Raw genomic sequence first — 24159 nt, 5'->3', positions numbered from 1 at the left:
CCGCCCCCTGTTCGCCGCCCTGGCGGCCCTGATGTTCGGCATGGCGCTGAGCGCCACCGCCGGCGAGGCCGAGATCCGCAAGAACCTCGCCGCGCGGATCCCGCAGTTCGCCAAGATCGACGAGGTCACGAAGGCGCCGATCCCCGGCCTCTACGAGGTGCGGGTCAACGGCTTCGAGATCTTCTACACCGACGAACAGGGCAACTACCTGCTGCAGGGCAACCTGATCGACGTCAAGGAACGCAAGAACCTCACAGAGGAACGCGTCGAGAAGCTCAGCCAGGTGGCCTTCGACAAGCTGCCCGGCAAGGACGCCATCAAGATCGTGCGCGGCAACGGCAAGCGCCGGCTGGCGGTGTTCGCCGACCCGAACTGCGGCTACTGCAAGCAGTTCGAGCGCGACCTGACCAAGGTCGACAACGTCACGATCCAGCTCTTCCTCTACCCGGTGCTCGGACCCGACTCGGTGGTCAAGTCGCGCAACATCTGGTGCGCCAAGGACAAGGCCAAGTCGTGGGACGACTGGATGCAGCGCGGCGTCGCGCCGGCGGCCGCCGAATGCGACACCACGGCCCTCACGCGCAACCGCGAGTTCGGCCAGAAATACAACATCACCGGCACGCCGACCCTGATCTTCAGCGACGGCACGCGCGCACCTGGCGCGATCCCCGCCGCGCAGGTCGAGAAGCAACTCGCCGCGCTCAATTGATGGCCACGCCGGCCGTCCACTGCCGCGTCGAGTGCGCGGATCGCAAGGCGCATCTGTTCGCCGTCACGCTCACCGTCGCCGAGCCGGCCGCACTGCAGCGCCTGGCGCTCGCGGCCTGGATTCCCGGCAGCTACCTGGTGCGCGAGTTCTCGAAGAACCTGCAGCAGCTGCGCGCCCAGCAGGGGCGCCGCAAGCTGGTCGTGCGCCAACTCGACAAGGCCGGCTGGGAAGTCGACTGCGCGCCGGGCAGGCCGCTGGTGCTGCGCTACGAGGTCTGCGCCTACGACAACTCGGTGCGCACCGCCTGGCTGGACGCCGACCGCGCCTTCTTCAACGCCACCAGCGTGTGCCTGCAGGTCGAAGGCCAGGTCGACGCGCCGCATGCGCTCGAGGTGGTGGCGCCGCCCGCCGCCGCCGACGGCGCGCGCTGGTCCTGCGCCACCGCCTTGCAGCCGACCCGCATCGACCGCCAGGGCTTCGGCAGCTACCTGGCCGCGAACTTCGACGAACTGGCCGACAGCCCGGTCGAGATGGGCCCGTTCTGGAGCGCCGAATTCGAGGCCTGCGGCGTGCCGCACCGCTTCGTGGTCGCCGGCGCGCCGGCCTCCTTCGATGGCGAGCGGCTGATTGCCGACACCCAGGCGATCTGCGAGACGCAGATGCGCTTCTGGCATGGCGACAAGGTCGGCAAGCGCGGCGGCCCGAAGCCGCCGCACGACCGCTACGTGTTCATGCTCAACGCCGTCGACGACGGCTACGGCGGTCTGGAGCACCGCCATTCGACGGTGCTGATCTGCACCCGGCGCGACCTGCCGCAGCTCGGCGCCCGCAAGCAGCCCGAGGGCTATACCACCTTGCTCGGCCTGGTCAGCCACGAGTACTTCCACACCTGGAACGTGAAGCGCCTGCGGCCGGTGGAGTTCGCGCGCTACGACTACGGCCGCGAGAACTACACCGAGCTGCTGTGGCTGTTCGAGGGTTTCACCAGCTACTACGACGACCTGCTGCTGCGCCGCGCCGGGCGCATCGACGACGCCACCTATCTGCGCCTCGTCAACAAGACGGTCAACCAGGTCCTGCAGACGCCGGGCCGGCTGGTGCAGTCGGTGGCCCAGGCCAGCTTCGACGCCTGGATCAAGTACTACCGCCAGGACGAGCAGACGCCCAACACCACGGTGAGCTACTACACCAAGGGCGCCCTGGTCGCCATGTGCTTCGACCTCACGCTGCGCGCCGAAGGCAAGGGCACGCTCGACGACGTGATGCGGCTGCTGTGGAAGCAGACCGACGGCGGTCCGATTGCCGAGTCCGACGTCGCCGCCGCGCTGGAAACGGTCGGCGGCCGGTCGTACGCGGCCGAACTCGCGCGCTGGGTCCACACCACCGACGAGCTGCCCCTGGCCGACCTGCTGCGCGCCCATGGCGTGGCCGCGCTCGACGACCCGGCGCAGCGGGCGCAGGAGCTCGGCCTGCGGGTCACCGAGACCGGCGGCAGCATCCAGGTCAAGGTGGTGCTGCGCGGCGGCGCCGCCGAACAGGCCGGCTTCTCGGCCAACGACGAATGGATCGGCATCGAGCTGCCGGCGGCCAAGGGCCGGCCGGCCCAGGGCTGGCGCCTGACGCGGCTCGACGACCTCGCGCTCTACCTCGGGCCGCTGCGCAAGGCGACGGCCCTGGTCGCCCGCGATCGCCGCCTGCTGCGCCTGCCGCTCGCGCTGCCCGCCGGCGTCACGACCTGGCGCCTGTTCGCGCAGGACCCGGCCCGGATGGCCGCCTGGCTGCATCCGCAGTAGCCACCGGCCCCCCAGATTGTTCGTTTCAAGGAGACACCCATGAGCTACGAGAACATCGAGGTGCGCATCGAAGCCGAGAAGGTCGGCATCGTCACGCTGAACCGCCCGAAGGCGCTGAACGCGCTCAACGATGCGCTGATGACCGAGCTGGGCCAGGCGCTGAAGGCCTTCGACGCCGACCCGGCGATCGGCTGCATCATCCTGACCGGCAGCGAGCGCGCCTTCGCGGCCGGTGCCGACATCGCGGCGATGGCCAAGTACAGCTTCCAGGATGTCTACAAGGGCGAGTACATCACGCGCAACTGGGAGACCATCCGCCAGATCCGCAAGCCGGTGATCGCCGCGGTGAGCGGCTTCGCGCTCGGCGGCGGCTGCGAGTTGGCGATGATGTGCGACTTCATCATCGCGGCCGACAACGCGAAGTTCGGCCAGCCCGAGATCAAGATCGGCGTCATTCCCGGGGCCGGCGGCACCCAGCGGCTGCCGCGCGCGGTCGGCAAGTCCAAGGCCATGGACATGGCGCTGACGGCCCGCATGATGGACGCCACCGAGGCCGAGCGTGCCGGACTGGTGAGCCGCATCGTGCCGTACGAGAAGCTGGCCGAGGAGGCCCTCGGCGCGGCCCTGACGATCGCGAGCTTCTCGCAGATCGCGGTGATGGCGGCCAAGGAATCGGTCAACCGGGCCTTCGAGGGCGGGCTGTCCGACGGCGTGATGTTCGAACGCCGGCTGTTCCACGCGCTGTTCGCGACCGCCGACCAGAAGGAAGGCATGGACGCCTTCCTGACCAAGCGCACGCCCGACTTCAAGAACGAATAGCCGTCAGGGATTGCGCGGCGGCTCCGGTGCGGCGGCCGCTTCGGGTGCCGTCACGGCCTCCTGCAGCGCCTGGCGCAGCGCCGCCAGCGCTTGCGGCGATGGCGCCCCCGTGGCCGGCGGCGCCCGGCCTTCGCGCCAGCGCACCTGGCCGCCGGAAATCTCGAACACGGCGAGCGAGTCCGGACCGCGTTCCAGCGTGACCCGCCACTCGGGCGTGCCGGCCAAGGGACGGGGCCCGACGGCCGACAGCGCGGCCGATCCCAACAGCGCATTGAGTTCGCGCGCCTCGGGCCGCGAGAGGCTGCGGCTCTCGCCGCCGCGCCGGCTGATCGTGATGCGGCTCCAGGTCGCCAGCGCGTCGAAGGTCGGGGGGGCGGTCTCGTCGGTGCGGACGGTGGGCGGCGGCTTGCGGGCCGGATCGGGCGGCAGCGCGGCGGCCACGCCCGGTGCGACCTGCGCCGGCGCACGTTCGTCGATCGAAGGAAGGGTTGCGGGGCCGCGCGGGGGTGGCGGCATGGCGACCGGGGGCGCGACCCGGACCGGCGGCGGCGTTCGCAGCGGCGCAGTTGCTGGCGGTGGCGGTGGTGGTGGCGCTGGCGCTGGCGGTGGCGGCATGGGGATCGGCTCCAGCGACGGCAACAGCGAGGCGACCGGCCCGTCTGCAGCTGCAGACGCCGGCGCAGGCGGCTTCGGTGGCGCTGGCCGAAGCGCATCTTTCGCGATCTCGGCATCGAGCTTTGGACCGGTCGGCTGGCGCTGCCAGAGCACGCCCGCGACGAGCGCCGCGAGGGCGATGGCGAAGACCGCGCCCCATCGTTTGCCGCGTCGACCGCGACCTTCCGATTGCCACCACGGGCGGGCGGCACGCTCCAGTTCGGCGGCGTCGGTGGCCGGGTCGGTCGCGCCGACGGCATCGTGGGCGTCGCGCAGGATCGCCTTGCGCAGCCGCCAGTCGGGCGCCGCACTCTGGTCGGGCGCGTGAAGCAGCGCCTTGCGCAGGCGGTCGTCGCGCAGGTCGTCGGGCGCGTCTTTGGCGGCACTCATGCGTGGGGCACCAATACAGAGAGATAGCGCTCCATGCAGCCGCGCAATTTCTTCAAGGCCCGGCCCTGGTGGCCGCGAACGGTCTCGGCGCCGATGTCGAGGGTGGCCGCCATCGCCTCCAGCGTGAAGCCCTCCTCCTGGTGCAGCAGGAAGGCGGCGCGCTGGTCGTCCGGCAGTTCGTCGAGGCAGGCAAGCAGGCGCCGCCCGGCCGCCTGCCAGAAGGCCAGTTCCTCCGGCGACGGCTGCGCGCCATCGTTGGCGGCGGCGGCGCTGCCGTCGCGCAGCAGGCCGCGGCTGAAGAGCTGCGCCGCCTCCAGGCCATCGCCGTCCTCGTCATGGGCGTAGAACGCCACCTCGCGGCCGCTGACCCGCAGCCGCTCGTTCGCCATGCGGTACGCGATCGTGAAGGCCCAGACACGCCAGTTCGACTGCTTGGGCGAAAAACTGTCCCGCGCCGACACGATGCGCGACCAGGTCTCCTCGAACACCTCCCCCACCTCGGCCGCCAGCCGCAGGCCCAGCAGGCGGCGCACGAAGCGGAACAACGCGCTCTCATGGCGCTCGTAGAGCGCGTCGAAGGCGTGGGCGTTGCCGCCGGCGTAGGCCAGCATCAACTGGTCGTCGCTGAGGGCGTCGAAGGGGTCGGGAATCGCGGCGGCGGGCGAAGGCATCGGCGGATTTTGACCTGATGCGCCGCGGCCGGCGAAATCGCCCGCCGCTCATGAAAGTTTGGAGGGCTGGATCGACACGCCGCAGAAAAGGCTATAATCCTGGGCTCGGCTCTTTAGCTCAGTCGGTTAGAGCGATGGAATCATAATCCACAGGTCCGCGGTTCGAGTCCGTGAAGAGCCACCATACAAATCAAGGGGTTACGTGCAAACGTAACCCCTTTTTCTTTCGTCCGCCTTTTGCTGGCAGGCGCTCTGCAGGCGACTTCGTTGGCTGCGGTCGCGCGTGCTGTGCTCGATTCCGAGCCCACCACGCGACGGTCTGTCGGAAATGCGAATCGACGAGGGACCCGGCTACCGGGTGTATTTCATGCGCCGCGGTGCGGTCCTGATTGTTCTGCTGTGTGGCGGCGACAAGGCCACACAGTCTGCCGACATCGACAAGGCCAAGGCGCTGGCCGCCGACTGGAAGGAGTAAGCCATGACCGAACGATTTTCCCGTTACGACACTGCCGACCACCTCAAGACAGAGGAAGAGATCGAGACCTATCTGCAGGCATGCGCCGATGAGAACGACCCCGCCCTGATGGTCGCCGCGCTCGGCGACGTGGCGCGGGCTCGCAACATGATGCAGCTCGCCAAAGACGTAGGCCTGTCGCGTGCGGGGCTGTACAAGGCGCTGTCTGGGGAGAGCAACCCCAGCCATGCCACGGTGCTGAAGGTCGCCAATGCGCTGGGCTACAAGTTCTCGGTGACGCACATTTAGCCTGGCGATGGACGTGCCACCACTCCCAGGAAAGCCTGCTATCCCACCGATAGCAGGCTTTCTTCATTCAGCGCCTCGGCCCGCGCCAGGATGCCCTCCAGGATCCCCGGCAGTTCGAACATCGCCCGGTTGCGCACCTTGCGCGTCGCCGCCTGGTAGCGGCCCAGCTGCCCGGTCAGCGCGTCGACCGCCTGGTCGACCTTGGCGAAGCTGCTGCAGACCAGCCCGACCCCCTGCTCGCGCACCCACTGGGCGTTGTAGCGTTCCTGCGGCAGCGTCCAGCGGTTGCGCACCACGATCACCGGCAATTGCATCTGCACCGCCTCGCTCAGGCAGCCCGGGCCCGGCTTGCCGATGAAGAAATCGGCCAGCCGCATGTAGTGCGCGATGTCGGGCGTGAATTCCAGCACCAGGCGAGGCGCCCGCGCCGGCAGCGCGCGCAGGGCCCGCGCCAGCGCCGCGTTGTGGCCGCAGGCGAGGATGAGCGGGGTCTCGGGCAGGCGTTTCGCGATCCCGAGCATCGCCTTCGAGCCCTGGCCGCCGAACAGCACCATGCCGGTCGGCCGGTCGGCGTCGAGGCCGAGTCGCCCCCGCTCGACCGCGCGGTCGACCCGTGGCGGCTCGTGGAACGCCGCCCGCATCAGCATGCCCGAGCTGGCATGGATCCGCGCGTCCGCATAGCCCGCCGCGCGGGCCTGCTGCACCGCCTTGGCCGAGCCGCACACCAGGTGCTGGTCCAGCCCCTGCTCGATCCAGAAATGCGGCGGATGGTCGGCCAGGTCGGTCAGCACGGTCACGTAGGGAACGCCCGGCAAGGTCGAGCCCAGCGACTCGCACAGCGCGCGATTGAAGTTCGGGATCAGCGACACGACCATGTCGGGCTCGGTCGCCAGCCAGTGCTGCTGCAGCTGCCGCAGCAGCGGCGCGTGGCCCCAGCGGATCATCCCCTGGAGCAGCTTGAGTTCCTGCGCCAGGCCGAGCGTCCAGCCGCGCGCCAGCCGCTTGTTGTAGACGTCCTCGGGGTCCATGCCGGTCAGCTTGCGGAAGCTGTCCTTCGGGTCCAGCACCTCGCGCAGGTTGACCCGCCGCACGGTCCATGGCAGAGCGGCACGCGCGATCGCGGCTTCCAGTGCCAGCGCCGAAGCGCGATGGCCGCCGCCGGCATTGAAGTAGACGAGGTCGACGGTTCGCGCGCCGGACATCGCCGTCATGCGGGAACCGCCGCCGCGCGCCGCGAAGCCGCCGCCCCGAGGCCCGACCGCGTCGGCAACTGGCCGGCCCAGTGCAGGATCTCGAGCGACCCGTCGGCATGCTCGGCCAGCGCCGTCAGGCTCTCGACCCAGTCGCCGTCATTGGCATAGAGGATGCCGTCGATGTCGCGCAGTTCCGCGTGGTGGATGTGGCCGCAGACCACGCCCTGCACGCCGCGCCGGCGGGCCTCTCGCGCCACCGCGCTCTCGAAGTCGCCGACGTAGATGACCGCGCGCTTGACCTTCAGCTTCAGGTACTTCGACAAGGACCAGTAGGGCAGCCCCATGCGCGCGCGCAGCGAGTTGAGGTGCCGGTTCAGCTTCAGCGTGAACTCGTAGAGCGAATCGCCGACATGGGCCAGCCATTTGGCGCACTGGATCACGCCGTCGAACAGGTCGCCATGCATGACCCACAGCTTGCGGCCGTCGGCGGTCTCGTGGATCCACTCCTCCGCCACGTCGATGCCGCCGAAGTTGTGCTGCAGGTACTTGCGCGCGAACTCGTCGTGGTTGCCCGGGATGAAGATCACGCGCGTGCCCTTGCGGGCCTTGCGCAGCAGCTTCTGGATCACGTCGTTGTGCGCCTGCGGCCAATACCAGTGGCGTCGCAGCTGCCAGCCGTCGATGATGTCGCCGACCAGGAACAGCGTCTCGCACTCCGTGTGCTTCAGGAAGTCGAGCAGCGCCCGCGCCTGGCAGCCCGGGGTGCCCAGGTGCAGGTCGGAGATCCAGAGGGTCCGGTAGGTCTGTGGCGGCCGCGTGACTTCTTCGTCGTCGGTGGTGCCACCGGCCGGGCCGGTCGTCTCGCGCCATGCGCGAAGGAAAGCGTCGTCGCGTTGCATGGACGGACACGATCGCAGCCGCCCGTGACGCGCCGGAGGCGCCGCGGTGACGCCCGCATGACAGGGGAAGCCTGGATATGTGACGGTGGCGCTGCACCCGAAAATCCCGCTCATGCGACCCGGCCAGATCATCGTCCTCGCGACACCGTTCTTCTTCCTGCTCATCGGCATCGAGTTCTTCGTCGGCCGGATGCGCGCGCGCCGCGGCATCGGCCAGGACACCTACCGCCTGCCCGACACGCTCAACAGCATCGGCCTCGGCATGCTGAGCCAGATCAGCGCCGCCCTCACCGGGCTGCTGCGCATCGGCATCTACACCGCCATCTGGTCGGCCTTCGCGCTGTTCCCCGACACCGACTTCTGGACCCGCTGGTACGGCTGGCTGCTGGCGCTGGTCTTCTACGACTTCTGCTACTACTGGCTGCACCGTTTCGGCCACGAGAGCGCCGTCCTGTGGGCGGCGCACGTGGTGCATCACCAGAGCCAGCACTACAACCTGTCGACCGCCTTGCGCCAGACCTCCAGCGGCGCGCTGTTCGGCTGGATCTTCTACCTGCCGATGGCGATCGCCGGCGTGCCGCCGCTGGTGTTCGGGGTGGTCGCGCTGGTCGACCTGCTCTACCAGTTCTGGGTCCACACCGAGCAGGTCGGCAAGCTCGGCTGGTTCGACCGCTGGTTCTGCTCGCCGTCGAACCACCGCGTGCACCACGCAGTCAACGACCGCTACGTCGACCGCAACTACGGCGGCGTGCTGATCGTCTGGGACCGCCTCTTCGGCAGCTTCCAGGAAGAAGGCGAGCGCTGCGTGTACGGCACCCGCAGCCCGCTGCGCAGCTGGGACCCGCTGTGGGCCAACGCCGAGGTCTATGCATCGCTGGCGCGCGACAGCTGGCGCACCCGGCACTGGAGCGACAAGCTGCGGCTGTGGTTCAAGCCGCCCGGGTGGCGGCCGGCCGACCTCGCCGCGAACGATCCGAAGCCGCCCTTCGACATCGCCGGCGTGCAGCGCTACGAGCCGCCGGCCTCGCGCGGCGTGCAGGCCCTCGCGGCGCTGCAGTTCATCGCGCTGCTGGGCGGCGCCACCGCCTTCCTGTGGTTCTCGGACACGCTCGCCTTCACCACCTCGCTGGTCTGGCTCGGCGCACTGACCGCCGGGCTCTGGGCCACGGGCGCCGTGCTGCAGGGCCGGCTGCCGGTGATCGGCGTGCTGTTCGTCGATGCCGCCGCGCTGGCGACCGCGAGCGGCGCGCTCGGCATCGCCGGCCTGCATGTCGTCGCCAAGCCGCTGGCGCTCGCGATCCTGATCGTCTTCGCCGGCCTGCGTGCGCGCAGCGACGCCATGCCGGGGCGCTTCGCCCTGCTGCTGCTCGCGGGGCTGGCGGCCTCGCTGGCCGGCGACGTCCTGCTGATGTGGCCGACGCTTTTCATTCCCGGCCTGGTCGCCTTCCTGCTGGCGCACCTGGCCTACATCGCACTGTTCGCCGAAGGCGTGGGGCTCTTTCCGCGCCGACAAGCGCTGGCCGCCACGCTGGCGGTGGGCGTCTCGATGTACGGCTTCCTGTGGTGGGGCGGGCTGCCGGCCGGCCTGCGGATCCCGGTCGGCCTGTACGTGGTGGTGATCGCCTGCATGGCAGCGCAGGCGCTCGGCCGCGCGGCCGTGCTCGGCGATGCCGGGGCGCGGCAGGTGGCGCTGGGCGCCTGCCTGTTCATGCTGAGCGATGCGCTGCTGGCCACCAACCGCTTCGTGCAGCCGCTGCCGGTGGCTTCGCTGTGGGTGCTGGCCAGCTACTACGCGGCGCAGTGGCTGATCGCGGCGAAGGTGCGCGCGCGCTGAATTGGCGCCCGCTCAGCTGCCGAACATGTCCCCGTCGCGCTGCGGCGGCGCCACACCCAGGTGCCGGTAGGCCGCCAGCGTCGCGATTCGCCCGCGCGGCGTGCGCTGCAGGTAGCCCTGCTGGATGAGGTACGGCTCGATCACGTCCTCGATCGTGCCCGACTCCTCGCCGATGCTGGCCGCGATGTTGTCGAGACCGACCGGTCCGCCATCGAAGCGATGGATCACGGCTTCGAGCAGCTTGCGGTCCATCAGGTCGAAGCCCTGCGGGTCGACGTCGAGCATCGCCAGCGCCTTGTGCGCGACGTCGATGGTGATGCGACCGTCGCTCTTCACCTGCGCATAGTCGCGCACCCGTCGCAGCAGGCGGTTGGCGATGCGCGGCGTGCCGCGCGAGCGCTTCGCGATCTCGAGGCCGCCTTCATCGTCCATCGGCACGCCGAGCAGCCCGGCACTGCGCCGCACGATGCGCGCGAGTTCTTCCGCCGTATAGAACTCCAGCCGCGCCACGATGCCGAAGCGGTCGCGCAGCGGATTGGTCAGCATGCCGGCGCGCGTGGTGGCGCCGACCAGCGTGAAGGGCTGCAGGTCGAGCTTGATGCTGCGCGCCGCCGGGCCCTCGCCGATCATGATGTCGATCTGGTAGTCCTCCAGCGCCGGGTAGAGGATTTCCTCGACCACCGGCGACAGCCGGTGGATCTCGTCGATGAAGAGCACGTCGTTGCGCTCGAGGTTGGTCAGCAGGGCGGCCAGGTCCTTGGGCTTCTCGAGCACCGGGCCCGAGGTCTGGCGCAGGTTGACCCCGAGCTCGGCCGCGATGATGTGCGACAGCGTGGTCTTGCCGAGCCCCGGCGGGCCGAACAGCAGCACGTGGTCGAGCGCCTCGGCCCGATGGCGCGCCGCACCGATGAAGATCTCCAGCTGCTCGCGCACCTTGGCCTGGCCGACGTACTCGTCGAGCAGCTTGGGCCGCAGCGCGCGCTCGATGGCTTCCTCGTTGGGCGAAGCGGGTGCGGCCGAGACCACGCGTTGCGGGGCCGGGGCGAAGTCGTCGGTCTGGATGGTCATGGAGCGGATCGGAAGAGGACGCAGTTTAGAGCTTGTTCGGGGCCCCGCTGCGGCAGAATGCGCCAGCGAAAGGAGGCCGATTCACCCATGAACGACAACGACCGCGCGCTCTGTGCCGCCACCGCGGGCCTGCTGCGCGCCAGCGGCGTGATCGCGGTCTGGGGCCTGGCGCTGGCCTTGATCGCCGGCCTGGTGCTGGCCCTGACCGGCCGCTCGCTGCCGGCAGCGTCCTGGGCCACCTTCGCGTTGATCGCGCTGGCCGGCCTGCCGGAGCGCTACCTGGCGCTGCGGCTGCGCGTCGACACCGCCCTGTTCGAGGGCCTGGCCCAGGGCACGATCGCCTCGCTCCCGGTGCTGGACCACACGCTCGAGCAACTGGGCCTGCGGCGCGGCAGCGAGGCCGCGCGGGCACTGGCCGACCGGGTCCTGGGCACGCGGCTGGCCATGCAGCGCCACGGCATCGTGGTGGTGCTGCAGACCGTGGTGTTCGCGCTCGCCCTGGCGCTGCAGGACAGCCGCTGAACCCGGCCGCTACTTCGCCAGCGCCCGCAGCGCCAGCTTGATGCCCTCGCCCACCGCCACGTCCTTCGGCAGTGCCTTGAGCGAGGCGGCCGCTTCCTTGTCGCTGTAGCCCAGCGCCACCAATGCCTGCAGGATGTCGGCCTGCGCGTCGGTCGCGGCATGGGCGGGCAGCGCGATGTCGGCGCCCAGCTTGCCCTTGAGCTCGAGCAGCAGCCGCTCGGCGGTCTTCTTGCCGATGCCGGGAATCTTCACCAGCCGGCCGGCCTCCTGCAGCGTGATCGCCTGCGACAGCTCACCCACGCTCATGCCGCTCAACACGCCCAGGGCGGTGCGCGGCCCGACGCCGGAGATCTTGATCAGCAGCCGGAAGGCGGCCCGTTCCTCGGCGGTGCCGAAGCCGTAGAGGATCTGGGCGTCTTCCCGCACCACGAAGTGCGTCAGTAGCGAAACCCGCTCGCCGGCACCCGGGAGGTTGTAGAAGGTGCTCATCGGCACATCGACCTCGTAGCCGACGCCGTTGCAGTCCACCACCACCTGCGGCGGATTGCGTTCGGCCAGGATGCCGGTGAGTTTGCCTATCATGGGTGCCCTTTTCGCTTTTGAAATGAAACTCGCGTGATTCTGCGACACACCTTCGCCCCGCCCAACAACACGCGCCTGGGCCACCTCTGCGGCCCGCTCGACGCGCACTTGCGGCGCATCGAGGAAGCACTCGACGTCAAGATCGCGCACCGCCACGAGCAGTTCAAGATCGACGGCTCCAAGGTCAACGCCCATCGCGCCATGGAAGTGCTGCAGGCGCTCTACGAGATCGCCCAGCGCGTGATCGACCCGGCGGTGGTGCAGCTCACGCTGGCCAGCGACAGTTCGATGGACGACGAGGACGCCCCGGTGCTCGCCACGCGGCGGCCCGACCTGCGCGCCCGCACCCCGACCCAGGCGCTCTACCTCGAGAACATCGCCAGCCACGACATCACGCTGGGCATCGGCCCCGCGGGCACCGGCAAGACCTACCTGGCGGTGGCCTGCGCGGTCGACGCGCTCGAGCGCAGCGCGGTGCAGCGCATCGTGCTGACGCGGCCCGCGGTCGAGGCCGGCGAGCGGCTCGGCTTCCTGCCCGGCGACCTGACGCAGAAGGTCGACCCCTACTTGCGGCCGCTGTACGACGCCCTCTACGACCTGATGGGCTTCGACCGCGTGCAGAAAGCCTTCGAACGCAATGCGCTCGAGATCGCACCACTGGCCTTCATGCGCGGGCGCACGCTCAACAACGCCTTCGTGATCCTCGACGAGGCGCAGAACACCACGGTCGAGCAGATGAAGATGTTCCTGACCCGGATCGGCTTCGGCGCCAAGGCGGTGGTCACCGGCGACGTCAGCCAGATCGACCTGCCCAAGACCCAGCCCAGCGGGCTGATCGACGCCGAGCGCGTGCTCAAGCGCGTCAACGGGATCGCCATCACGCGCTTCACGAGCGCGGACGTGGTGCGCCATCCGCTGGTGGCGCGGATCGTCGATGCCTACGACAACGCGCGCAAGCGCACCGCGGCGCACTGACATGGCACTCCCGGACCTGTCGCTGTCGCTCCAGTTCGCCCGATTCAAGGGCGTCGAACGCCATCGCGCCGCCCTGCCGCGGCACAGCGTCGCCCGCTGGATCCGGCACGCACTCGATGCCGACGGCGAGATCACGGTGCGGATCGTCGATGCCGACGAAGGCCAGCAGCTCAACCGCGAGTTCCGCGGCAAGGACTACGCCACCAACGTGCTGACCTTCGACTACGCGCAATCCCCGGTCGTGATGGCCGACCTGGTGCTGTGCGCGCCGGTCGTGGCACGCGAGGCTAAGGAGCAGCGCAAGACGCTGGCCGCGCACTACGCCCACCTGCTGGTGCACGGCACCCTGCATGCGCAGGGCTGGGACCACGAGACCGGCGAGGCCGATGCCGAGGAGATGGAGGCGCGCGAGATCGAGATCCTCGCGGGGCTGGGGATACGAAATCCCTATTGAGACCTTGCGGGACAGACCAACAAACTGCGCAGCAGTTTTTGCTCTGTCCTCAACCGATCAGATCCGCATTTCCAACGGAATCGTCACCGGCCCATCGTTCACCAGCCGCACCTGCATGTCGGCGCCGAATTCCCCCGTCGCCACCACCGGATGCGCATCGCGCGCCCGGCCCACGAAGTACTCGTACAGCCGCCGCCCTTCATCGGGCGCCGCCGCCTGCGTGAAGCTCGGCCGGTTGCCGCCGCTGACGTCGGCCGCCAGCGTGAACTGGCTCACCACCAGCAGGCCGCCGCCGACGTCCTGAACGCTGCGGTTCATCTTGCCGGCGTCGTCCGCGAAGATGCGCAGCTTCAGGATCTTCGCCAGCAGCCGGTCGGCCACCGCATCGGTGTCGCCGCGCTCGGCGCACAGCAGCACCAGCAACCCCGCATCGATCGCGCCCACAGTGCGCCCGGCGATGTCGACCCGCGCGCTGCCGACGCGTTGCAGCAGCGCCTTCACAGCGTCTCGGCCCTCGGCGTGGCGCGCGCCTCCATGCCCAGCGGCAGCAGCTGGATGGTTACGCGCAGGCCCGGCAGCGCGTCCATCAGCGCCTGCTCCAGGCCATCGCGCAGTCCGGCGGCGCGCTCCAGCGACCAGGCACCCGGCACGTGCATGTGGAGGTCGGCGAAGCGCCGCTGGCCGGCCCGGCGGGTGACGATGTCGTCGAAGCGCAGCTGCGCTCCCTCCGGCACGCCGGTCGCGAATCGTTCGAGCGTGGCTTGCAGCAAGGCCAGCGACTCGGGCTCGATCGCCTCGTCCATCAGGCCCTGCGACGAGCGCCAGACCAGCGACAGGCCTTCGCGCACGATGTTCAGCGCCACGCCGATGGCCAGCACCGGGTCGAGCCAGAGCCAGCCGGTCAGGTGGACCGCCACGATGCCGACCACCACTGCCGCCGAAGTCCAGACGTCGGTGACCAGGTGGCGCGCGTCGGATTCGAGCGCGATCGAGCGATGCACGCGCGCGGCCTTGAACATCACGAATGCCAGCCACCCATTGAAGGCCGAGCTGATGATCGACAGCCCCAGCCCCCAGCCGAGCTGCTCGAGCGGCTGCGGCGAGAGCAGCCGCAGCACCGCCACCCAGATGATGGCGATCGCCGCGCCGATGATCAGGATCCCTTCGAATCCCGACGAGAAGTACTCGGCCTTGTGGTGGCCATACGGATGCTCGTCGTCCGCCGGGCGGGACGCGACGGTGACCATCGCCAGCGCGAAGGTGGCGCTCGCCAGGTTCACGAACGATTCCATGGCGTCCGAGATCAGCCCCATGGAGTTGGTGATGTAGCCGGCCGCGCCCTTCAGCACGATCGTGACCAGGGCGACCACGATCGAGACGCGCAGCAACTGGGCGGGAGTCAGCGAAGCGAATTTCAAGGGATGAAAGGTAACAACAATGCAAAGTGCGGACAAAGGCGCAATGACCGGGCGGGCCGCGCTGGTGGATTATCGGGGTCGGTCCGCCCCTCGCGTACCATCGACCGCAACGCCCAGAATCGTTGCGGAGGTCCAGTGAACAAGAATTCGAACCAGGTCCTGCGGGGCCTCGTCCTCGCCCTGGCCGGCGTCGGCGCCCAGATCATCCATGTCGGCAACGCCCTCGCGGCCGAGACGTCCAAGCCCTCGGCAGCCGAGGAACGCGCCGGCATCGTCAAGTCGGTCCGCGGCGATGTCCAGCTGCTCAGCGGCAGCGCCAAGGCACGGGCCGCGTTGGCCGGCGACGCCATGGCGCCGATCGACCGCCTGCAGACCGGCGCCGACTCCGGCGCCAGCGTGGTGCTGCGCGACGGCACCACCCTGGTCGTCGGCCCGTCCTCCAGGCTGGACCTCAAGCAGTTCCATTTCGACTCGACCACCCAGGACGGCGGCATGGTGGTCTCGCTGCTGCGCGGCACGCTGCGCATGGTCACCGGCCTGATCGGCAAGACCCATCCCGATGCCGTGCGCGTCGAGACGCAAAGCGCGGTCATCGGCATTCGCGGCACCGACTTCATCGTCGAGACGGATTCGCAGCCGTGACGCCTCGCTCCCACTGCCTGCTTGTCACGCTCCTGGCATCCGCCCTGCTCGCCGCCTGCTCCACGCCGCCGACCACCCGTGTCGTGCTGCTGCCCCAGGCCGACGGCAAACCGTCCGCGGTGGTGGTCAGCACCGAGGACGGCGAGGAAACGCTGTCGCAGCCCTACGAGCGGGCGACGGCCAAGCTGGGCGCCCACGGGGCGCCGAACGTCGACAAGGCCGACCCCGAGCGCGTCAAGCAGCAGAACAAGACGCTGTTCGAGCTGATGCCGCCGCCCGCACAAAGCTTCACCGTCTACTTCGAAGTCGGCGGCACCGTGCTCACTGCCGCCTCGCAAGTCACCATGAACGAGGCCCTGGCGGCGGCCCTGGCGCGCAGCGGCGGCGAGATCGTGGTCACGGGCCACACCGACACGGTCGGCGCGCAGGCACGCAACGACAACCTGTCGCTGACCCGCGCGCTGGAAATCCGGCAGCTCTTCATCGCCCGGGACTTCCCGCCGGTCCGGATCGAGGCCGTGGGCCGCGGCGAGCGCGACCTGGCGGTGCGCACGGCCGACGAGGTCGCCGAGCCCCGCAACCGCCGCGTGACGATTGAAGTGAGATAGCCCGCAGCGGGCCGGGCGGCTCAGCTCAGGGTCACCTTGGCGAACTTGCGCTTGCCCACCTGGACGACGTAGGTGCCCTGGGGCAGCTTCAGCGCCTTGTCGCTGACCACCGCCGAGTCGACCCGGACCCCGCCGCCATCGATCAGGCGGTTGCCTTCGGAGGTCGAGGGCGCCAGGCCGGCCTGCTTGAGCAACTGGGCGATGCCCAGGGGGGCGCCGCCCAGCGCGACTTCCGGAATCTCGTCGGGCACGCCGCCTTTGCTGCGGTTGATGAAGTCCTGCTCGGCCGCCTCGGCCGCCGCGGCGCTGTGGAAGCGCGCGGTGATCTCCTTGGCCAGCGCGACCTTGGCGTCCTTCGGATTGCGCCCGGCCTCGACCTCGGCCTTGAGGGCCGCGATCTCGGCCAGCGACTTGAAGCTCAGCAGGGTGTACCAGCGCCACATCAAGGTGTCGGAGATCGACAGCACCTTGGCGAACATGGTGTTCGGCGCCTCGCTGATGCCGATGTAGTTGTTCTTGCTCTTCGACATCTTCTCGACGCCGTCGAGCCCCTCCAGCAGCGGCATAGTAAGTATGCACTGCGGCTCCTGGCCGTATTCCTGCTGGAGATGCCGGCCGACGAGCAGGTTGAACTTCTGGTCGGTGCCGCCCAGCTCGAGGTCCGACTTGAGCGCCACCGAGTCGTAGCCCTGCATCAGCGGATAGAGGAACTCGTGCACCGAGATCGATTGCCCGGCCTTGAAGCGCTTGCTGAAGTCGTCGCGCTCCATCATCCGTGCCACCGTGTACTTGGCGGCGAGCTGGATCATCCCGCGGGCGCCCAGCGGATCGCTCCACTCGGAGTTGTAACGGATCTCGGTCTTGGACGGGTCGAGTACGAGACTTGCCTGTTTGTAGTAGGTTTGCGCGTTGGCCTCGATCTGCTCGCGGGTCAGGGGCGGCCGGGTGCTGTTGCGCCCCGACGGATCGCCGATGGTGGTGGTGAAGTCGCCGATCAGGAAAATCACCGTATGGCCCAGGTCCTGCAGCTGGCGCATCTTGTTGAGCACCACGGTGTGGCCGATGTGGATGTCCGGCGCGGTCGGGTCGAGGCCCAGCTTGATCCGCAGCGGCGCCCCGGTCGCCTCGGAGCGCTGGAGCTTGCGCACCCACTCGTCCTGGGGGAGCAGCTCGTCAGTCCCACGGAGTGAAATTTCGAGGGCCTGTCCTACAACTTCGGACAGACTTGTGGATGTAACAAAACCGGGGTTCATGGGGCTCTTTGGGTGTTTTCTCTATGGCCGAAGCTATACTCAGCCCGACTTTTCCAAGCGCCGGATTCTAAGCGGCGCTGTGAACGCACCGTCCTGCCGCCCGTCCGACACGGCCCTCGCAGTACGGATTTGCAGAACCTGAGCTGGAATTCGAAGTTTGATCAACGGCATTCTTGCCGCCGAGGAGCTGATTGCTTCGCGCGTGGCTCACACATTTCGGACATACCCGAAGCAGATCACGGCTGCGATCGCCGCGTTGCTGCTGTCCGCTGGTGGCGGTGCCTTCGCTGTCGCCTCTCTAGGCCCCGACGCGGCCGAGATCCCCGTCAAGCAGGTGTTCGAGGCCGTTGCGCCGTCGACCTCCTTCGCCGACCAGATCGAGGCGCTCGACGCCCACAGCTTCACGCTGTTCCGCACCGAAATCACGCGCTCGAGCGACACCGCCGAGGCCCTGCTGCAGCGCCTCGGCCTCTCCGACCCCGCGGCCGCCGCCTTCGTGCGCGGCAACGCCGACGCCCGGGCCGCGCTGTTGAGCCGTCCCGGCCGCACCGTGACCGCCGAGGCGACCCAGGAAAACGCCCTGAAGAAGCTCAGCGCCCGCTGGATTCCCGATGGCGACGGCGGCTTCAAGCGCCTGGTGGTCGAAAAGACCCCGACCGGCTTCCGTGCCCGCACCGAGACCGATGCCCTGACGCCCGGCACCCGGCTGGCAAGCGGCGTCGTGCGGACCTCGCTGTTCGCCGCCACCGACGACGCCCGCATCCCCGATCCGGTCGCCAGCCAGCTGGCCGACATCTTCTCGGGCGATGTCGATTTCCGCTCGCTGCGCAAGGGCGACCGCTTCGCCGTGGTCTACGAGACGCTCGACGCCGATGGCCAGACCCTGCGCACCGGCCGCGTGCTGTCGGCCGAGTTCGAAAGCAACGGCAAGCTCTACCAGGCGCTGTGGTACCAGGAGCCCGGCCAGAAGGGCGGCTACTACCGCCCCAGCGGCGACAGCCTGCGGCGCGCCTACCTGAGCTCGCCGGTCGAGTTCTCGCGCGTGACGAGCGGCTTCGCGATGCGCCTGCACCCGATCCTCAACAGCTGGCGCCAGCACCACGGCATCGACTTCGCCGCCCCCACCGGCACCCCGGTGCGCGCGGTCGGCGACGGCACGGTCGAGTTCGCCGGCACCCAGAACGGCTACGGCAACATCGTCATCCTGAAGCACCACAACAACCAGGAAACCGCCTACGCCCACCTCAGCCGGGTCGATGTCAAGGTCGGCCAGAGCGTCAGCCAGAGCCAGACGCTCGGCGCCGTCGGCTCCACCGGCTGGGCCACCGGCCCGCACCTGCATTTCGAGTTCCGGGTCAATGGCGAGTACCACGACCCGGCCACCATCGCCCAGCAGGACGGCGGCGCGCCCATCACGGCGGCCAACCGCCCCGCCTTCGAGCGGCTGGCGCTCGCCACGCGCACCGAGCTGTCGGCGGCCTTCTCGGTCGTCCAGGCCAGCGCCGACTGACGGCCGGCCGCGCGGCCTCATCCTCCGCCTGACCGCCCCATGGCTGAATTCTTCATCGGCCTGATGTCGGGCACTTCGCTGGACGGCGTCGACGGCGTCCTGGCGGATCTCTCGGACGGCGGCATCGCCGTCCAAGGGTATGCCGCGGCCCCCTTCCCCGTGGGACTGCGGGCCGAGCTGATGGCGCTCAATATCCCGGGCAACAACGAGCTGCACCGCGCCGCCCTGGCCGGCAACGGCTTGGCCCGGGTCTACGCGCAGGTGGCGCAGCAGCTGCTCGAAGACGCCGGCCTGGCGCCCGACGCCATTGCCGCCATCGGCGCCCACGGCCAGACCGTTCGCCACCGGCCGGGCGAGTTCGACGAGGTCGGCTACACGCTGCAGATCAACAACCCATCGCTGCTGGCCGAGCTCACCGGCATCCGGGTGGTGGCCGACTTCCGCAGCCGAGACCTGGCGGCGGGCGGCCAGGGGGCGCCCCTGGTGCCTGGCTTCCACCGGGCCCTGTTCGCCCGCCCCGACGAGGCGGTGGCGGTTCTGAACATCGGAGGCATCTCCAACCTGAGCCTGTTGCCGGCCGGCGAAGGCACCGTGCTGGGCTTCGATTGCGGCCCGGGCAACGCGTTGATCGACCACTGGTGCCAGACCCACATCGGCCAGCCCTTCGACGCCGGCGGCCAGTGGGCCGCCAGCGGCCGGGTGCTGCCGGAGCTGCTGGCCCGGCTGCTCGCCGAACCCTATTTCGCCAAGCAACCGCCGAAGAGCACCGGGCGCGACCTGTTCCATCCGAACTGGCTGGCCTCGCACCTCGGCACCTCCGAGGCGACGCCGGCCGACGTGCAGGCGACCCTGACCGAGCTCACCGCGAGCACCTGCGCGGCGCATCTGCAGCGCCATGGCGCCGCCAGCCGGACCCTGATCGTCTGCGGCGGCGGCGCCCTGAACCAGCACCTGCTGGCCCGGCTGCGCGCCTTGCTGCCCGCGGTCGAAGTGGTGTCGTCCGCCGAGCGCGGACTGCCGCCGCAGCAGGTCGAGGCCGCGGCCTTCGCCTGGCTGGCGCGCGCCACCTTGAACGGTGAAGCCGGCAACCTCGCCAGCGTCACCGGCGCCCGCGGCCCGCGGTCGCTGGGCGGCATCTACCCCGCCTGATCAGCCCTGGCCCGAGACCTCGGGCTGGGCCGGCTGCACCGCCCGGGCTTCGGGCGGCAAATGCCAGAAGATCAGGGCCGAAGCCAGCGTGACCAGCCCCATGCTCGCGAAGGTGGCCTCGAAGGCATGCAGGGTGGCCAGCGGGGTGGCGCTGCCGAACACCTCGGTGTAGCCGCCCAGCACCGCGCTGGCGGCCGCCACGCCCATGCTCATGGCCAGCATCTGGACCATCGACAGCAGCGTGTTGCCGCTGCTGGCCATGCTGCCGTCCAGGTCCTTGAGCGTGATCGTGTTCATGGCCGTGAACTGCAGCGAATTGACGGCGCCGAACACGAGCAGCTGCACGATCTGCAGCCCCGCCGGCTGGTCGGGCGTGGCCAGCCCGAAACTGGCCATCGTCAGGCCCACCAGCGCCGTGTTGACCACCAGCACGCGGCGATAGCCATAACGCAGGATCAGCGGCGTGGCAAAGCGCTTCATCGCCATGCCGGCGAGCGCGATCGGCAGCATCATGAGCCCGGCCTTCAGCGGCGAGTAGTTCATCGACACCTGCAGCAGCAGCGGCACCAGGAAGGGCATGCAGCCGCTGCCCAGGCGCGAGAACAGGTTGCCCAGCAGCCCGATGCTCAGGGTCGGGATGCCGAACAGCGCCGGCTCGAACAGCGGGTCGGGGCGCCGCTGCGCGTGCAGCCAGTAGGCCGTGATGCTGGCGAAGCCGAAGATCATCAGCACCACCACGCCGACGCCGTGCAGCCCGAGGCCCGACACGCCGTCGATCGCCAGCGAGACCGTCACCATGCCGAAGGCCAGCATCGCATAGCCCACGCCGTCGAAGCGCCGCTGCAGCGCGGCCCGCAGGTCGGGCATGAAGTAGAGCGTGGCGACGCAGCCGGCCAGGCCCACCGGCACGTTGATGAGAAAGATCCAGTGCCAGGAGGCGTACTGCACCAGCCAGCCGCCCAGGGTCGGCCCCAAGAGCGGGCCAATGAGGCCCGGGATGGCGACGAAGCTCATCGCCGCCAGGAACTCGGCCCGCGGCACCGAGCGCAGCAGCGCCAGCCGGCCGACCGGCAGCAGCAGCGCCCCGCCCATGCCCTGCACCACCCGCGCCGCGACCAGCTGGCCGATGCCGCGCGACAGCGCGCACAGCACCGAGCCGATCACGAACAGCACGATGGCCGAGAAGAAGACCCGCCGGGTGCCGAAGCGGTCGGCGATCCAGCCCGAGGCGGGGATCAGCATCGCCATCGTGAGCGCATAGGCCACCACCACCGACTGCATCCGCAGCGGGCTCTCGCCGAGGCTGGCGGCCATCGCCGGCAGTGCGGTGTTGATGATGGTGGCATCCAGCGTCTGCATGAAGAAGCCGACGGCCACCAGCCACAGCAGGCTCTTGCGCGGGGATTCGGGGGAAGTCATCGATCAGGGAAATGGGCAGGCAGCAAAAAGCCGCCCGAAGGCGGCTTTTTCACGGGCGGCGATGCGCCGGCACGTCAGGCCGAGAAGCTCGAGCCGCAGCCGCAGGTGCTGGTGGCGTTCGGGTTCTTGATCACGAACTGGGCGCCCTGCAGGTCTTCCTTGTAGTCGATCTCGGCGCCGACCAGGTACTGGTAGCTCATGGCGTCGATCAGCAGCGAGACACCGTTCTTGGTCATGGTGGTGTCGTCTTCGTTGGTGATCTCGTCGAAGGTGAACCCGTACTGGAATCCCGAGCAGCCGCCACCCTGCACGAACACGCGCAGCTTGAGGTCGGGATTGCCTTCTTCGGCGATCAGGTCGGCGACCTTGGCGGCCGCGCTGTCGGTGAAGACGATCGGCTCGGGCATCATGGCCGGGGTCTGGATGGTTTCTGCAACGGCGCTCATTGTGAGGGGACTCCTGTGGGGCCGAACTTTGCGGCCGATCGACGAATGCTACTTCAACCAACAAAAAACCGCCCGAAGGCGGTTTCTTGACATTGCGAGCGGTAAGCCCAAACGCCTTAGCGCTTGGAGAACTGCTTGCGGCGGCGTGCGGAATGCAGGCCGACCTTCTTGCGCTCGACTTCACGCGCATCGCGCGTCACGAAGCCAGCCTGGCTCAGCACCGGCTTCAGCGTCGCGTCGTAGTCGATCAGCGCGCGGGTGATGCCATGGCGCGCCGCGCCGGCCTGACCCGATTCACCGCCGCCGGCGACGTTGATCATGATGTCGAAGGTTTCGACGTTGTTCGTCAGGAACAGCGGCTGCTTCGCGATCATGATGGAGGTTTCCCGGCCGAAATAAGCCTGGATGTCCTTGCCATTGACCGTGATCTTGCCGGTGCCCTTCTTGATGAACACACGGGCGACGCTCGATTTGCGACGGCCGGTGCCATTGTTCCATTCACCAATCATTCTCAAGGCTCCTTACAGTTCCAGCACTTTGGGCTGTTGGGCGGTATGCGGGTGCTCTGCACCACCGTACACCTTGAGTTTCTTGATCATCGCGTAGCCGAGCGGGCCCTTGGGCAGCATGCCCTTGACGGCCTTTTCCAGGGCGCGGCCCGGGTGCTTGGCTTGCATGTCGCGGAAGTTCGTCGCCGTGATACCGCCCGGGTAGCCCGAGTGACGGTAGTACACCTTGTCGATCGGCTTGGCGCCGGTCACGCGGAGTTGCGATGCGTTGATGATGACGATGAAGTCACCGGTGTCGACGTGAGGCGTGTAAATGGCCTTGTGTTTGCCGCGCAAACGGAGAGCAACTTCGCTGGCTACTCGTCCGAGGACCTTGTCGGTCGCGTCAATCACAAACCACTCGTGCGTCACGTCAGCGGGCTTGGCGCTGAACGTTTTGGTCATGAGTTTTCTCTTTTGAAGAGGGTTTGGCGGGCCCTTTTCCACGGTCGGCGTTCCTCTTGCGGGAATCTCTTAGGTGGTGGTTGTCCTCCGCCGCGGGGCCACAAAAGCGCTGCGAAGCCCTCGATTATATGAAGAATCGGGCCTGGAGGGCAAATCCTGCCCTTGGGCCCTGTCTCTGGACTTAGCGGAGCACCCGCACCAGTTCGAGCGCTTCGTTCGAACTGCTCGAGTTGCCGCGCCGGTGCTCGGCCTCGAAACGCACCACCCGGCCCAGGTCACGCGCATACCAGGCGGAGGCCTTGAAGGGCGTGCCGACCGGCGAAGCGCCGGTGCCGTAGGAGGCGTATATCCAGCCCGCGTAGTCGATCTGGACCACGTTCAGGTCCACGCCATCGATGCGCATCGTCCGTTCGGCAACCACCGTGGCGTCGAGTTCATGGCGCCATTTGTCGCCCGTGGCGGCCACGTAGTCCAGGTGCCAGCGCATCCCGGGCTTGAGGTCCTTGCGGCCCCAGCCACCGGGCGGCGACGAGGCGTCGTAGGTGCCGCCGGCCGGCGAGGTGACCGAGACCACCCGGCCGTCGGTCTTCTCGACCCGCCCGCCCATGTTGAAGATCACCTCGTCGCCCGTGACGCGATCGACCCGGTAGACCACGGTCGACCGGTTGCCGGTCAGGCGGTCGACGCGCTGGAATTCGAGCCCGTCGCCGGGCCGCAGCGGCGCCGTGAGGGCGCTCGCCGGCGCGGCGCCGGCCGCGGCGGTTCGGACGTCCCCCCGCGGCCGCTGGGCCAGCGCGGCCTGGGCACGGGCCGGAATCTCGGGCACGAAATCGGCGGGAACGGCGAAACCGGGCGCGCCAGGGTCGCGGCCGGCGGCGCTGGTGATGCCCAGCAGGCGGCCCTCGGCGTCGAACAGGCCGCCGCCGCTAGCTCCCGCGGCGAGCACCGCGGCCAGCTGCAGCTGCCGGTCGTCGCCGTCCTCGCCGCGCAGGCCGGTGAGCATGGTCTCGCCCAGTGTGTTCTCGACGCCGCGCGGACTGCCGACCAGGTAGGCCTTCTGGCCCACCCGCGCCGCCCCGGCCGGCGCCAGCGGCACCGGCGCGGCATTGAAATTGGCGACCCTGATCTGGCACAGGTCGCGTTCGACGTCCGGGTGTTCGAGCGTCGCGCCGTAAGTCACGTTGTCCTGCCGGATCACGAAACTGGCGGCCTTCGCGAGCACGTGGCAGGCCGTCACCAGGCGGCCCGGTGCGATCACCACGGCGCTGCCGGTGCGCAGCGGACGCTCCTGCGCGTCGAGGGTGCGGACGGTCCAGACTGCAGGCGACACCCGCGCGAACAGCACGTCGGGCTCGAGCGCGAAGGCGCCGGAGGCGGCGCAGGCGGCGGCGAGAAAGGCCGCCGTGCGGCCGATGCTTGCGGGGGTCATGGCGCG

At 69.2% G+C, this 24159-nt stretch carries 27 protein-coding genes and 1 tRNA gene; 14 read left to right on the top strand and 14 right to left on the bottom strand.

The annotated features are described in order from the left end of the window. The first annotated feature begins 31 nt into the window (after window positions 1-31). The 3 genes from AC1DF3_RS18025 to AC1DF3_RS18015 are packed head-to-tail and all read left to right on the top strand — an operon-like array spanning window position 32 to window position 3321. Window positions 32-709 carry a DsbC family protein gene (locus AC1DF3_RS18025; protein ID WP_286534920.1) on the top strand — a complete coding sequence of 226 codons (678 nt, stop codon included), beginning with the start codon at window positions 32-34 and terminating at the stop codon, window positions 707-709. After that, window positions 709-2502, top strand: coding sequence for a M61 family metallopeptidase (locus tag AC1DF3_RS18020; RefSeq protein WP_478140379.1), 1794 nt, complete (start codon window positions 709-711; stop codon window positions 2500-2502). Before AC1DF3_RS18025 ends, AC1DF3_RS18020 begins: the two co-directional genes overlap by 1 nt. Window positions 2503-2541: 39 nt before the next feature. Then, the gene (locus AC1DF3_RS18015) at window positions 2542-3321 is read left to right on the top strand and encodes an enoyl-CoA hydratase (protein ID WP_286534822.1); all 780 of its coding nucleotides are present in this window, start codon (window positions 2542-2544) and stop codon (window positions 3319-3321) included. Window positions 3322-3324: 3 nt separating this feature from the next. Here the strand turns inward: AC1DF3_RS18015 and AC1DF3_RS18010 are convergent, their stop codons facing one another. Next, on the bottom strand, window positions 3325-4365 hold the full coding sequence (locus tag AC1DF3_RS18010; protein WP_478140378.1) for a hypothetical protein: 1041 nt from the start codon (window positions 4363-4365) through the stop codon (window positions 3325-3327). Next, window positions 4362-5036 (bottom strand): RNA polymerase sigma factor, encoded by a 675-nt coding sequence (locus AC1DF3_RS18005; protein WP_478140377.1) that lies wholly within the window; start codon window positions 5034-5036, stop codon window positions 4362-4364. Before AC1DF3_RS18005 ends, AC1DF3_RS18010 begins: the two co-directional genes overlap by 4 nt. A 107-nt stretch (window positions 5037-5143) precedes the next feature. Between AC1DF3_RS18005 and AC1DF3_RS18000 the strand changes: the two genes are divergently transcribed. The 3 genes from AC1DF3_RS18000 to AC1DF3_RS17990 all read left to right on the top strand — a co-directional run bounded on the left by AC1DF3_RS18000 (window position 5144) and on the right by AC1DF3_RS17990 (window position 5799). Then, window positions 5144-5220 (top strand) — tRNA-Met (locus AC1DF3_RS18000). Window positions 5221-5319: 99 nt separating this feature from the next. Then, window positions 5320-5511, top strand: coding sequence for a type II toxin-antitoxin system RelE/ParE family toxin (locus tag AC1DF3_RS17995; protein ID WP_478140376.1), 192 nt, complete (start codon window positions 5320-5322; stop codon window positions 5509-5511). A 3-nt stretch (window positions 5512-5514) separates the two neighbouring features. After that, window positions 5515-5799: an addiction module antidote protein gene (locus AC1DF3_RS17990; protein ID WP_478140375.1), complete on the top strand. Its 285-nt coding sequence runs from the start codon at window positions 5515-5517 to the stop codon at window positions 5797-5799. Window positions 5800-5837: 38 nt separating this feature from the next. Here the strand turns inward: AC1DF3_RS17990 and AC1DF3_RS17985 are convergent, their stop codons facing one another. Next, window positions 5838-7001, bottom strand: a complete 1164-nt coding sequence (locus AC1DF3_RS17985; RefSeq protein ID WP_478140374.1) for a glycosyltransferase — start codon at window positions 6999-7001, stop codon at window positions 5838-5840. 5 nt (window positions 7002-7006) lie between these two features. Further along, window positions 7007-7891: a UDP-2,3-diacylglucosamine diphosphatase gene (locus tag AC1DF3_RS17980; RefSeq protein ID WP_478140373.1), complete on the bottom strand. Its 885-nt coding sequence runs from the start codon at window positions 7889-7891 to the stop codon at window positions 7007-7009. A 112-nt stretch (window positions 7892-8003) separates the two neighbouring features. Between AC1DF3_RS17980 and AC1DF3_RS17975 the strand changes: the two genes are divergently transcribed. Further along, entirely contained in the window at window positions 8004-9725 is a 1722-nt protein-coding gene (locus AC1DF3_RS17975) for a lysoplasmalogenase family protein (protein WP_286534828.1), read from the top strand. 12 nt (window positions 9726-9737) lie between these two features. Here AC1DF3_RS17975 and ruvB read toward each other — a convergent pair whose 3' ends face one another. After that, the gene (ruvB, locus tag AC1DF3_RS17970) at window positions 9738-10793 is read right to left on the bottom strand and encodes a Holliday junction branch migration DNA helicase RuvB (protein ID WP_286525515.1); all 1056 of its coding nucleotides are present in this window, start codon (window positions 10791-10793) and stop codon (window positions 9738-9740) included. 87 nt (window positions 10794-10880) lie between these two features. On the opposite strand from ruvB, the gene AC1DF3_RS17965 reads away from it, so the two are divergent. Then, complete coding sequence (locus AC1DF3_RS17965) at window positions 10881-11315, top strand: hypothetical protein (RefSeq protein ID WP_286534829.1); 435 nt, start codon at window positions 10881-10883, stop codon at window positions 11313-11315. Window positions 11316-11324: 9 nt separating this feature from the next. Here AC1DF3_RS17965 and ruvA read toward each other — a convergent pair whose 3' ends face one another. Continuing rightward, window positions 11325-11897 (bottom strand): Holliday junction branch migration protein RuvA, encoded by a 573-nt coding sequence (ruvA, locus tag AC1DF3_RS17960; protein WP_286525520.1) that lies wholly within the window; start codon window positions 11895-11897, stop codon window positions 11325-11327. Between the two features lie 33 nt (window positions 11898-11930). Here ruvA and AC1DF3_RS17955 point away from each other — a divergent pair, with 33 nt between their 5' ends. Both AC1DF3_RS17955 and ybeY read left to right on the top strand, forming a co-directional pair. After that, complete coding sequence (locus tag AC1DF3_RS17955) at window positions 11931-12872, top strand: PhoH family protein (RefSeq protein ID WP_286534830.1); 942 nt, start codon at window positions 11931-11933, stop codon at window positions 12870-12872. A gap of 1 nt (window position 12873) precedes the next feature. Next, a complete protein-coding gene (gene ybeY, locus AC1DF3_RS17950; RefSeq protein WP_478140372.1) occupies window positions 12874-13326 on the top strand; it encodes an rRNA maturation RNase YbeY in 453 nt (150 codons plus the stop codon). Window positions 13327-13383: 57 nt separating this feature from the next. Here ybeY and dtd read toward each other — a convergent pair whose 3' ends face one another. Further along, window positions 13384-13827 (bottom strand): D-aminoacyl-tRNA deacylase, encoded by a 444-nt coding sequence (gene dtd, locus AC1DF3_RS17945; RefSeq protein WP_478140371.1) that lies wholly within the window; start codon window positions 13825-13827, stop codon window positions 13384-13386. Continuing rightward, window positions 13824-14744: a cation diffusion facilitator family transporter gene (locus AC1DF3_RS17940; RefSeq protein ID WP_301806901.1), complete on the bottom strand. Its 921-nt coding sequence runs from the start codon at window positions 14742-14744 to the stop codon at window positions 13824-13826. The genes dtd and AC1DF3_RS17940 overlap by 4 nt, the downstream gene beginning before the upstream one ends. 135 nt (window positions 14745-14879) lie before the next feature. Between AC1DF3_RS17940 and AC1DF3_RS17935 the strand changes: the two genes are divergently transcribed. Next, window positions 14880-15386: a FecR family protein gene (locus tag AC1DF3_RS17935; RefSeq protein ID WP_286534834.1), complete on the top strand. Its 507-nt coding sequence runs from the start codon at window positions 14880-14882 to the stop codon at window positions 15384-15386. Further along, a complete protein-coding gene (locus AC1DF3_RS17930) occupies window positions 15383-15994 on the top strand; it encodes an OmpA family protein (protein ID WP_478140370.1) in 612 nt (203 codons plus the stop codon). The genes AC1DF3_RS17935 and AC1DF3_RS17930 overlap by 4 nt, the downstream gene beginning before the upstream one ends. Window positions 15995-16014: 20 nt before the next feature. Here AC1DF3_RS17930 and tyrS read toward each other — a convergent pair whose 3' ends face one another. Beyond that, complete coding sequence (gene tyrS, locus AC1DF3_RS17925; RefSeq protein WP_478140369.1) at window positions 16015-17247, bottom strand: tyrosine--tRNA ligase; 1233 nt, start codon at window positions 17245-17247, stop codon at window positions 16015-16017. Window positions 17248-17404: 157 nt separating this feature from the next. Between tyrS and AC1DF3_RS17920 the strand changes: the two genes are divergently transcribed. Both AC1DF3_RS17920 and AC1DF3_RS17915 read left to right on the top strand, forming a co-directional pair. Beyond that, window positions 17405-18757, top strand: a complete 1353-nt coding sequence (locus tag AC1DF3_RS17920; RefSeq protein ID WP_286534837.1) for a M23 family metallopeptidase — start codon at window positions 17405-17407, stop codon at window positions 18755-18757. Window positions 18758-18796: 39 nt separating this feature from the next. Further along, complete coding sequence (locus tag AC1DF3_RS17915; protein ID WP_478140368.1) at window positions 18797-19906, top strand: anhydro-N-acetylmuramic acid kinase; 1110 nt, start codon at window positions 18797-18799, stop codon at window positions 19904-19906. Here the strand turns inward: AC1DF3_RS17915 and mdtD are convergent, their stop codons facing one another. The 5 genes from mdtD to AC1DF3_RS17890 all read right to left on the bottom strand — a co-directional run bounded on the left by mdtD (window position 19907) and on the right by AC1DF3_RS17890 (window position 24153). Continuing rightward, complete coding sequence (gene mdtD / locus AC1DF3_RS17910) at window positions 19907-21325, bottom strand: multidrug transporter subunit MdtD (RefSeq protein ID WP_478140367.1); 1419 nt, start codon at window positions 21323-21325, stop codon at window positions 19907-19909. It abuts the gene before it with no gap. A 74-nt stretch (window positions 21326-21399) separates the two neighbouring features. After that, a complete protein-coding gene (erpA, locus tag AC1DF3_RS17905; RefSeq protein WP_286370102.1) occupies window positions 21400-21771 on the bottom strand; it encodes an iron-sulfur cluster insertion protein ErpA in 372 nt (123 codons plus the stop codon). 116 nt (window positions 21772-21887) lie between these two features. After that, window positions 21888-22280, bottom strand: coding sequence for a 30S ribosomal protein S9 (rpsI, locus tag AC1DF3_RS17900; protein WP_183027376.1), 393 nt, complete (start codon window positions 22278-22280; stop codon window positions 21888-21890). A gap of 12 nt (window positions 22281-22292) precedes the next feature. Next, a complete protein-coding gene (gene rplM / locus AC1DF3_RS17895; protein WP_286370103.1) occupies window positions 22293-22724 on the bottom strand; it encodes a 50S ribosomal protein L13 in 432 nt (143 codons plus the stop codon). 181 nt (window positions 22725-22905) lie between these two features. Further along, complete coding sequence (locus tag AC1DF3_RS17890) at window positions 22906-24153, bottom strand: S1 family peptidase (RefSeq protein ID WP_478140366.1); 1248 nt, start codon at window positions 24151-24153, stop codon at window positions 22906-22908. Between the last annotated feature and the right edge of the window lie 6 nt (window positions 24154-24159).

This window comes from Variovorax sp. 10N432 (assembly GCF_056394465.1).
Note: the sequence above shows the minus strand (reverse complement) of the source record. Positions and strands in the feature narration are given on the sequence as shown.